11 protein-coding genes are annotated in these 10,132 nt (G+C 51.2%); 5 read left to right on the top strand and 6 right to left on the bottom strand.

Annotated features, from left to right (window positions below):
• Nucleotides 1-99 precede the first annotated feature (99 nt).
• Together AC5JO6_RS02100 and AC5JO6_RS02095 are read right to left on the bottom strand one after the other, a co-directional pair.
• The gene (locus AC5JO6_RS02100) at nt 100-1,230 is read right to left on the bottom strand and encodes an S-layer homology domain-containing protein (RefSeq protein WP_496079380.1); all 1,131 of its coding nucleotides are present in this window, start codon (nt 1,228-1,230) and stop codon (nt 100-102) included.
• A 329-nt stretch (nt 1,231-1,559) separates the two neighbouring features.
• Nucleotides 1,560-2,561 carry a zinc-dependent alcohol dehydrogenase family protein gene (locus AC5JO6_RS02095; RefSeq protein ID WP_496079379.1) on the bottom strand — a complete coding sequence of 334 codons (1,002 nt, stop codon included), beginning with the start codon at nt 2,559-2,561 and terminating at the stop codon, nt 1,560-1,562.
• A 134-nt stretch (nt 2,562-2,695) separates the two neighbouring features.
• Here AC5JO6_RS02095 and AC5JO6_RS02090 point away from each other — a divergent pair, with 134 nt between their 5' ends.
• Nucleotides 2,696-3,052, top strand: coding sequence for a hypothetical protein (locus AC5JO6_RS02090; RefSeq protein WP_496079378.1), 357 nt, complete (start codon nt 2,696-2,698; stop codon nt 3,050-3,052).
• Nucleotides 3,053-3,270: 218 nt separating this feature from the next.
• Here the strand turns inward: AC5JO6_RS02090 and AC5JO6_RS02085 are convergent, their stop codons facing one another.
• Complete coding sequence (locus AC5JO6_RS02085) at nt 3,271-4,203, bottom strand: LysR family transcriptional regulator (protein ID WP_496079377.1); 933 nt, start codon at nt 4,201-4,203, stop codon at nt 3,271-3,273.
• Nucleotides 4,204-4,301: 98 nt separating this feature from the next.
• Here AC5JO6_RS02085 and AC5JO6_RS02080 point away from each other — a divergent pair, with 98 nt between their 5' ends.
• The 3 genes from AC5JO6_RS02080 (at nt 4,302) to AC5JO6_RS02070 (ending at nt 6,493) form a co-directional block, all read left to right on the top strand.
• Nucleotides 4,302-5,225, top strand: coding sequence for a DMT family transporter (locus AC5JO6_RS02080; RefSeq protein WP_496079376.1), 924 nt, complete (start codon nt 4,302-4,304; stop codon nt 5,223-5,225).
• Complete coding sequence (locus AC5JO6_RS02075; RefSeq protein WP_496079375.1) at nt 5,222-5,518, top strand: hypothetical protein; 297 nt, start codon at nt 5,222-5,224, stop codon at nt 5,516-5,518. The genes AC5JO6_RS02080 and AC5JO6_RS02075 overlap by 4 nt, the downstream gene beginning before the upstream one ends.
• Nucleotides 5,519-6,064: 546 nt before the next feature.
• Nucleotides 6,065-6,493 carry an FKBP-type peptidyl-prolyl cis-trans isomerase gene (locus AC5JO6_RS02070; protein WP_496079374.1) on the top strand — a complete coding sequence of 143 codons (429 nt, stop codon included), beginning with the start codon at nt 6,065-6,067 and terminating at the stop codon, nt 6,491-6,493.
• Nucleotides 6,494-6,568: 75 nt separating this feature from the next.
• On the opposite strand, the gene AC5JO6_RS02065 is transcribed toward AC5JO6_RS02070, so the two are convergent.
• Nucleotides 6,569-7,075, bottom strand: a complete 507-nt coding sequence (locus tag AC5JO6_RS02065) for a bifunctional nuclease family protein (RefSeq protein ID WP_496079373.1) — start codon at nt 7,073-7,075, stop codon at nt 6,569-6,571.
• A 380-nt stretch (nt 7,076-7,455) separates the two neighbouring features.
• On the opposite strand from AC5JO6_RS02065, the gene ribE reads away from it, so the two are divergent.
• Nucleotides 7,456-8,130 carry a riboflavin synthase gene (gene ribE, locus AC5JO6_RS02060; protein ID WP_496079372.1) on the top strand — a complete coding sequence of 225 codons (675 nt, stop codon included), beginning with the start codon at nt 7,456-7,458 and terminating at the stop codon, nt 8,128-8,130.
• Nucleotides 8,131-8,149: 19 nt separating this feature from the next.
• Here the strand turns inward: ribE and AC5JO6_RS02055 are convergent, their stop codons facing one another.
• Entirely contained in the window at nt 8,150-8,773 is a 624-nt protein-coding gene (locus tag AC5JO6_RS02055) for a Uma2 family endonuclease (RefSeq protein WP_496079371.1), read from the bottom strand.
• A 115-nt stretch (nt 8,774-8,888) separates the two neighbouring features.
• Nucleotides 8,889-10,085, bottom strand: coding sequence for a DNA double-strand break repair nuclease NurA (locus tag AC5JO6_RS02050; RefSeq protein ID WP_496079370.1), 1,197 nt, complete (start codon nt 10,083-10,085; stop codon nt 8,889-8,891).
• Nucleotides 10,086-10,132 lie beyond the last annotated feature (47 nt).

Genomic DNA, 10,132 nt, shown 5'->3' with positions numbered 1-10,132 from the left:
TCAGCGGTCAGCGGTCAGCGGTCAGCGGTCAGCGGTCAGCGGTCAGCGGTCAGCGTCAAGATACAAGCTTCTTCGCGCAACATCAGCTGATCGCTCTATTCATTCTTTTGTTCTTTCCACTAGGCTAATGGGGCGCTCTGGAGTGGGTAGCGCTCCGGTTACAGGGGCTATAGTAGCGGTCGTGGCAGCCGTAGGGATAAATAGTTTGTCACCTTGTTGCAGTACAATGTCGCGGGTACGATCGCTCGCTTGAAGTGGCTGCCGAACATCGACATTGATGACCTGTCTCGCGGAGGTGTCGCTAATGCGATGGATTTGTACTTGCTGCAAATCAGCACCGTCTAACGCGCCGCCTGCTTGTTGAATTGCACGCGACACAGTGGGCATGCCAGCATTGGGGGGCGCATCGATTCTGCTACCGTTAGCAACGGCATAAATACCAGGACGCGGTACGGCACCACTCACCTGTACAGCCATTGTGGGTGGGGCTGATTCGGACTTGGCGAGTGTTTGATAAATGAAAGCCGCCGCGTCAGCACGTGTGGGAGTGCGATCGGGGTGAAGCTGCTGCAACCCATCATAAGAAACAGGCGACGCTGTGAATGCTTTCTGCGCCATCAAGGTAAACTGACGCGATGTGACCAGTTCGTCAGGACGAAAACTACCATCATCAAAGCCTCGCACAACCCCCTTTGCCGCTAATGACTCAATATAGCTTTCTGCCCAGTGCCCTTTAACATCTGATAGCGGCGTGTTGACAGAGGTGAAGGGTAAAGACTGGGTCGCGCCAACGTTCGATTTACTCTGGTCAATTAAGTCTGGTTGACTCTGACTACCTGCGTCTAGTGCTGTGTTACCAGCATTTTGCATGGGTGCAGTATCAAGGCTGGGAGTTGTAGCTAACCGGGTTGGCAGCGATCGCAGCGTGGGTGGCACGTTCACTACTGGTAAGCTACCTCTAGAAGCAACACTACGGTTGGCGGCTAGCGTTGCCTTAGCAGGTACGTTAAGGCGAGGCTTTGTAGTATTTGCTGTCATGGTTTCAGGCGCAGCGATCGCACCTTTAGTCGGTGTCTTTGCCTGTTCTACGTTCGTGCCATCCGGCTTAGCGTTGGACGCAGCTTCATCATCGGGATCGAAAAGATGAGGAAAAAGAGCAGCAAAGCTGTGATACAAGGCAAACGTAGCCAACGTGCTACAAACAACCGTTGTTGCAATGGGGATACGCATAAAGCTTAAGTCAATAATTGAGCTTGAATGTCTGGCAGCGCGACGAACAATCTGTCAAGATTTTTTGAGCGATCGAAAACCCTTCAGAACTATCCCTAAAACCACCCCATCTTCGTCAACGTAAGACTGACAGCTACATTCACAGACGATTAAAGGGTGTCAAGGTCGCGTTCATGCTTGGGCGATCGACCGTTTACGGGAACTACTACCCAATACGGTACTTCACCTGACCGTCAGGACAGAATGCCAAATCATCCTGACAATTCAGATGCTAACTAGCAGTCAGCAGGCAGAAAAAAGATAAGCGCCAGATCTCCGTTGGTTCACTCCTACGTATCCATGAGCAAAACCAGCTTGCCTGTTGTCGAACCAGTTTCAAGCGATCGATGCGCTGCTGCCGCCTCAGCTAGAGCAAACGTCTGGCTCACGTGAAGCTTGAGGTGCCCTGCATCAATTAACGCTGCACACTGTTGCAAAATCGTTGCTTGCGCCTGCTGTTCTGCTACTAAGCCTTTCAACATCGGCAGCAACATCAGTTCAAAGCTCACGCGCTGATTGCGAGTACGGGCAGTTTTCCAAGCGGTCGCGGGGTCGGCTTCCAGAATCGTCACGATGTCGCCATAAAACTTTGTGGCAGCGAAAGATTGACCGAGCATCGCACCGCCCACCGTATCGAAGGTAACATCCACGCCCTGGTCATGTGTCCAAGCCATTACCGCCTGCACCACATTCGTATCTTTGTAAAATAGGACTTGACTGGCACCTAAATCCCTGACAAACGCTGCTTTTGCTTCCGTGCTCACCGTCGTGCAAACTTCGGCACCGCTCCATGTGGCTAACTGAATAGCCACATGCCCGACACCACCCGCCCCTGCATGAATGAAAACCCGCTGCCCCGTCTGGAGCCGTGCGCGATCGTACAGCGCTTCCCATGCTGTAATCAGGACTAGAGGAGCCGCCGCCGCTTCTGCAAAACTCATCGTGGTTGGTTTGTGAGCCGCAAAGCGAGCATCGACGATCGCCCACTCCGCATAGTTGCCGGGGTGCCCACCCAGACCACCATTGCAAAAGTAAACCTCGTCTCCTGGTTGAAACTGCCGCACTGCTGCACCGACAGCTTCGACAATGCCAGCACCATCACAGCCCAAAATCGCAGGCAGACGATCGGGGAAAAAGGTGCCTCGTTGACGCAGCTTTGTGTCGATCGGGTTGATCCCAGCCGCTTTCAGACGTACTAATAATTCAGTCTCTTGCTGAAGCGTTGGCTCCGGCACATCGCCCATTTGCAAAACATCTGGCGTTCCGGGAGCGGTCATCAAAACAGCTTTCACAGGTTGCCTCTCGTTTCACACGTTGTTATGCGTGTTCTTACACTGAACACGGAAGAAAAAAATACTCCGTACGAGAGTGATGACTTCAGCTCACATACGGGTTGAATAGATCATAGCCATTATGAAACGCAACGATGACTGACGCAAAGCGAACACTTAAAATCTCCGATCTTTCTGATGAAGCGTTGATCGAAATTTGCCGAGCCGCAGAAGTCATCGCGTGTGAATGCCCCGGCTATCTGGCGCGCATTCTGCGTCAAGTCAGAACTTTCCGCAACTACACCATCACCTGCATCGAACAGTTCCCTCAAGACACCGAAACCCATCTTTGGTTAGCAGATCGCGCAGGGCAAGCAGAAGCATTGCTTCATCAAACGATGATTGAACTCATGCAAAAAGAAGAATTAATTGACGATTCCGAGCATATTTTGTTGGATCGGCTTTCTGAACGCGCACGTGCAACAGCGCTCAAGCAACTTGGTATTAATTAAATGGACGTATAAGAAAGAGACAACAAGCTGTTTAAGGGAGCATGTCACCTTTGCGCCCTCACCCTTTTCTTGTATGCCGCAAGGCTTTAAGCCCTCTCCCCAAGGAGAGGGACTTTGAAGCTGGCTCCCTTCTCCTTGGGGAGAAGGGCTGGGGATGAGGGCAAAGGCAGCAAGTTGCGAAAGTGACATGCTCCCCTGTTTAATGTTTACCACTGGGCTTACACGATCGGTTTTAATGTCAACAAATCCTTGCATTTCAGAATATCTAAAAAGGCGAAGACGGCTGGTACCTGTAGCGCATCTGCTAACACGGCAATGCCAATCACGCGATAAATCGGTACGGGTAAACTAAAGACCTGAACACCCACAGGAATTGGCTCGGCTGATAAGCGGGGCAGAACCGCTGCGCCTAATCCACGAGCCACCATGCTGACGATCGTCGAATCGGTGTTCACACGATAGGCAACGTTTAACGTGCAGTTAAATTTGAGGCAGTGCGCGTAAAACTGTAGCATCGTGGGATCTGTTTCTGGTGGCATAATCATCGGATGATGAGCGAGTTCGCCCCAGGTGAGGTGCTTATTTTTGAGCTTGAATGTGGGCGGAAATAATGCCACAAATTCATCTTGAAGTAATTCCCAAACCTCAAAATCTTCGCTAGTTGGCAAATAGGTGAAACCGATGTCTGCTCGTCCTTCTCGGAGCGTTTGTTCAACCTCCGGCAAATCTTCATGATCAGTCAGAAGCACGGCAATATCAGGAAAGCGCTGCCGAAACTGCGCGATCGCCTCTGGCAAAATGTGAGTTGCCACACTGCGAAACGAGGCAATGCGCACTTGTCCACCCCGTAGCCCTTTCGCTAGATTTGCTTCCTTCGTCATCCCGTCTAACGACTGCATGATCTGACGGGCATAAATGAGCACGCGATCGCCCACTGGAGTCATATAAGCACCATGACGACCCCGCGAGATCAAGACAATGCCCAGCATCTCTTCCAGGGTTGCGATCGCATGGCTAACTGCTGACTGCGAGAGACCTAACTGCAACGCAGCCTCCCCAAAGTTGCCTCGCTCTGCCACTGCAATGAGGGCACGCAACTGTGACAGTTTAATCTGACCTTGACGATTGACATTCATGGTCGATGGCATCATCTTCTATCGATTTTGTTCATGGACGTGATAAACGCTGTCTTTTGATTTGTGTGAAGGTAGTTGACTAGACTGAACACAGTTCAAGCTTGTCTTCTGTTATGTCTGCTACAAAATCTAACGTTCTTCATACCAGAGGCATCCTACTGCTGATTGCTACTACTTTAATCTGGGGAACGACATTTCCAGTTGTCAAGGCAACGGTAGTTAGCATTACGCCCTTGTCACTTATTGCCATCCGCTTTGCTCTGGCAGCGCTGGTCTTTGTTCCCTGGCTGCGTCCCTTCAACGCTCGGCTGTTGCGTGATGGTGTCCTGTTAGGCTTAGCCTACCTGGCATCCTACATTGCCCTCACCGTTGGCGTTGAAACGATCGCGGCTGGTCGGGCAGCGTTCATGCTGAGCTTGAGCGTAATCCTGGTGCCGTTACTGGGGCTTTTCCTGGGTCGTCGGCTACAGATCATGGGGCTGGTCGCTGCTGTGCTGGCGATCGTGGGCATTGGCATCATGTCCTGGGATGGCGGTGGCTTGAGCATTGGCGACCTTTGGGTATTCGGTGGTGCCTTAAGCTATGCCATTTACATCCTACTGCTGGAGTCAGCGCTCAAACGTCACCCACCGCTAACCCTATCTGCCGTTCAGCTGGTCTTTGTAGCTGGTGTGACTGTGATCTGGGCAGCCCCCGAAATGATGACGCAGTTACCTGCGATCGCTGCCCATTGGGGACAACTCCTTTACCTGGGTCTTGTGGTTACAGCAGCAACAACGATTACACAGGCAGTGGCTCAACAGTGGGTCTCAGCGCATGAAACAGCTCTGCTTTATACCCTTGAGCCAGTGTTTGCAGCTATTTTTTCGTTCTGGTTGCTGGGAGAGCAGTTTGGTGAACGTGGCTTCATTGGAGCCGGACTCATTCTAACGGCAATGGTGCTCAGTCAGAGTCAAGCATTCATTGCCCAACGGCTAGGAGCAACAAAGCTCCCTAGCAAAACATCGTTATTACAATCAAGTGAGGTATCGAGATGAAACTAGCATTACGTTGGTTAGGACATCCAGAATGGGATGCAACAGTACTGAACCAAAACACAGTGACTAATGCTAAAAAAACGCTGTTGTCCTGGTTAGAGAACGCATCGCAGTCTTTCATGCAGCGCTTGATAACAGACGCTGAGCCGAGGGTGTGGCACACTTGCGATGCTGAAGGTAAGCTGTGGTGGCACGCTCACGATTCTGTAACGGGTCGATCGCTCTACAATGCGTCTGAGGCTGAAATACGCATCTGGCTGGAGCAGCGTCACAATCTAGCACTCATGGATTGATCAGGTTCAGTGGTGGAAGCGCTAAAAGGATAGAAGCGATCGCTGTGTAGAGCCGCTCAGATGTTTCGACAGGCTTCGATGCAGCACAACTCTAACAGCCCAATCACTGTAGTAAGAAGCCCCGGCTAGAGAGCTGGGGCTTTTTGACAATTGCGGGGTTAGATAACACAGCCATTATTCCCTTCAAAGCCACGTTCTCATCACGTTCTCGATCGGGTCTAGGGATATGCCGAAAGGTAGAAGGAAGACCCGGTTGTTTGAGGCACTATCAAGTCATTGAGAAGCTCATCATTTTGTTAAAGCAGTCTGTCACCGGGTAGGTAGGCTGCTTTTTTTTCGACTCAATGATTTAGTGGCAACAAAAAGTGAGATTACTGACTCAGACTTTTTGGTGATTTGCTAACGAAAGTAGCTGGAGTAAGGTTATATCGAGCAATTTTGTGCTGTGGTCGCAACCAGGCTCGATCTGGAAAATAAGCTTAAAGAACGTCGGAGCGAGAAGCGATCGCACCATACTGATATGGCTGCTAACGTAAGGAGAAAGGCATGGCACAAGCAAAAACTGGTGATACGGTCAAAGTTCACTACACAGGCAAACTTGATGATGGTACGGTGTTTGACTCGTCGGCTGATCGTGAGCCACTAGAGTTTACGCTCGGTTCTGGAAGCATTATTCCTGGTTTTGAGCGAGCCGTTCTAGGGATGAGTATGGGTGAGTCAAAGACAGAGATCATCCCTATAGACGATGCCTATGGTCCGCATCTGGAAGAAATGGTTGTTGTGGTCGATCGCCAGCAAATGCCCGTTGAAATCGAACCTCAAATTGGTCAGCAGCTTCAACTGCAACAGCAAGATGGACAGGTGCTGCCAGTTGTAATCACCGATGTCTCTAATGCCGCTGTCACGTTGGATGCCAACCATCCCTTGGCGGGCGAAGCGTTGACGTTTGACATTAAGCTAGTCGAAATCGGGTAGTGCATCCAGTGCATTTAGGCTAGGCAGCAATATCGTGCCACTGCCACGTTAAGCTGTAAATCCTTTAGCCTTTCCCTACTGCGCTTCTTCACTGCTGAGGTTGCCGCGCTGCAAAAAGTCTTCCGGTCGCAAATTGGAGAGAAAATCGCGGAATGCCTTGCGCTCGGCTTCGTCAGCATCACGATCGACCGGAATGGAGGCATCAGCGACTACTTCTTCGAGTACCCAGATGGGGCTGTTGGTGCGAAGGGCGATCGCGATCGCATCACTGGGGCGAGCGTCAATCTCTTTTTTCGTCTCGCCGTGAGACACCGTGAGCATCGCGTAAAACGTGTTGTCTTGTAAAGAGTGGATAACGATTCGTTCCAGGCTCATGTCCCATTCTTCGAGGAGGTTGACGAATAGGTCGTGGGTCAGCGGACGAGGTGGGGTTTGGCTCTCCAAGGCGTTGATAATGGCTTTTGCCTGATCTTGACCGATGTAGATTGGTAACTGTCGTCGCTCGGTGGAATCTCTCAAAAGCACAATGGGGCTGCGTGTAGCGGCATCTAATGCAATTCCAGCGACTTTCATTTCAATCATCGTCTTAGCCTCTAGAATACCTGAAGAAAAAAGGAGTCAACGTAACGAACCTGGACTGGATGGGACATAGGCTTAGACGATTATTCTTTGTTCCAGGGAGCCGTCTCTTAGCTAATGGGAACTGGTGTCGCCTCATTACTGAACCCTCTAAGGCAAGAGAAAACGCTAGAACTAGAAGGGGAAGCTAAGATCGAGATAAGCCGTCTGTATCGTGGTGAAAGGTGTCTGACCTTAAGTATGCCCTGATTTATGCCCTGATCCTAGTGGATCATTTAGCAAATTTGACAATCTGAAAAAGTTTCTCAATCGTTGCTTGGGGCTATCTTTTGATGCGAATAGAGCAAATTTGGTCGAAAATTAGCAAATTCTGAGCAAAAACCGTGTTTACTGGTCTTATTCAAGGTTTGGGGACGCTACAGTCTCTCGGAGTCGATAAATTAAGCATCACGTGCCTGCCTGCTACGTCCGGAGTGATCCTGCAAGATCTGGCGATCGGTGACAGTGTGTCCGTCGATGGTGTGTGCCTGACGGTCGTCGAACTGTTGCCACAGGGCTTTATGGCAGATGCCTCGCCCGAAACCCGCGATCGCTCCAGTTTGGGGCAAGAAGACGGCACGCTGGTCAACCTGGAAGCCTCCTTGCGAGTGGGCAGTAAGCTGGGCGGACACTTCGTCACCGGGCACGTGGATGGCATTGGACAATTGCAAGACTCTGTCCAAACCGCCACATCCTGGGAAATGACGTTTATTACAAATCAGGCTCAGGTTGCCCGTTACATCATCCCTAAAGGCAGCATCGCGGTGAATGGCATCAGCCTGACGATCGCTGACTGTGATCCTGCTGGAACCTGGTTTACTGTAGCGGTGATTCCTCATACTTACGCTGAGACCAACCTTAGTTCTTTGCGATCGGGCAGCGTCGTAAATCTAGAGGGCGATATTCTCGGTAAGTACGTCGAGAAGTTTTTGCGGCACGGCATGAGTCCGCACCATACTGAGGAAACGGCTCCGCAAAGCCTAACCCCTGCTTTTTTGGCAGAACATGGCTACTCGTAGCGATCGCATTACTTTCCACTCAGACCGCGCCAGGGAAGATCTTGACTAACAAAAGCTCTAAGCGTGAACGATCGCTGAGACCATTCGACTCCAAGCCTGAGAACTCAGGTAGCGCGATCGTGCCCTTCGGCAAGACGATTCGTCTCACGGCATAGTTAAACACGTCCCCATTTTGGTAGGGCTCGCTATACACTTCCAGGCACTGTTCGATCAGGTTGAAGATCCAGTAGTGGGTAATACCTGCTTCAGCGTAGAGCGATCGCTTCACCTCGCGGTCATACTCCAACGAAGATTCCGCAATCTCGATCACTAGCAGAATATTTTCTGGCGTTGGATGTCCTGACAGGTAGTTGTCCGATCGTGGTCGGACGATCACAAAATCGGGTTCTGGTTCACTGCCAGACGGTAACGAGATGGGATCTTGACACTGAAGTTCAGCATAGCCCACGACCAGTTCTGCCAATTCTCGCAATAGATTTCGACAGCAAGTTGTATGTGCTGTTCCTTTCGCTGCCATCTTGTTAATCTCTCCACGGATCAGTTCAACGCGATCGTCCTCAGCGAAGAAGCCAATCTCAGTCAAGCGGTGATACTCCGCGATCGTGAAGCGTTTGGGCGTTGCTGCCGTCTCTATCCGTTTCATCAAAGTTGCCCTTGTCACAGACACCTCTCAATTTTAAGAGCTTGTCGATTGGAGCGGCTATTAGCTGTCAGCGTTCAGCTATCAGCGTTCAGCGCAGAGCTAATAGCTGAATGCTCTACCGTCTCCTCGCCTTACTCACCATCTTGCGTGAAAGCCGCAGGTGCAATTTTTCTTCCTCTGCCCACTCCTGTAGGAGGCGATAGAACGTTTGGCGATCGTCCGTCTTTAACACAGCAGTCTGGTCAGCGGTTTCAATGACGTAGGGGTAACCGCTGCCGATGATGACTTCGCCTCGCACCCAGTCGAGTACGTTCTCCAACAAACCATCGTCGTAAATCCAGGCAGGTAGCTCTAACCGCACGGGAAAGCCGTCGTGTGCTTTCAGGTAGGTGAAGCCAATTCGGCTCGCGTTGGCGTAGCCTCTCCCTTGGAGATTCGCGCCTGGATAGTGCCTTAAGATTCCCGGTCGGCGGCAGCGGAATAGGGGTGTGCGATCGCCCCACTGCATTCCTCGTACTAACGACGCATCGTGAATGGCAGGTGCATCGGGCAATCCTGGCGTTAATCGTTGCAGCATCAGCGTCAGATCACGAGCGTAGGAGGTGTCAATATAGCCGACCAGCGGGACACGGTACGTTTCGCTTGCTTGCAGGAGCCGCACGATGCAATCGACATAGTGTTGCTGCGTCGCTTCATCAAACGCTTCGGCAAACGTGACCACTAGCGAACCATCGAGGAACGCCAGACACCGATCGCAGCCTGCTCGGTCTTCCATGTATTGCACGAGTCGTGCTGTCTCCATCTCAAAGCGGCGCATATTCACGCGTCGATCGACTGGGTCGCCGCTGGTATTTGCCCTCAGATCTGCTGGAGTCATCACATCGACGGCAATATCCTTGTCGTACTGTCCACCGGGCTGATGCAGGTTTTCAAACCAACCGATCTGCACCAGCGCTACGGGAATCGAAAAATCTTTGCTGGGATAAATTTGAGAACCATCGACTGCGAAGGTCGCAACACCTGTCAGTCGATCGCGCACCCACTCATGACTCTCCTCTCGACTTTGCCATACCAGACCAGAAGGCATCAGCCAATTTAGATGGTTGCCCAACGGTTCAAGAGGCTCCGCGCCGCGATCGTTCGCTAAGTACTCTGCTAACTGTTCTAGCAAAACAGCCTCAGTTTCCTGGGATGCGGTTGCCAGTGCTCTGCGGTACTTCTCTAATGCTTGTAACGTCGTTTGATCAAACGTAGCAAAATCAGCCCGCTTCTCTCTTAACAGGCTAAGAATTTGAGATGGTTTTAGAGTCATAGCAGCGGGAGAACAGAATAGTGATCAGTACGGACGTTCCAATCAAT

It is taken from the genome of Tildeniella sp. (assembly GCF_059505325.1).
Note: the sequence above shows the minus strand (reverse complement) of the source record. Positions and strands in the feature narration are given on the sequence as shown.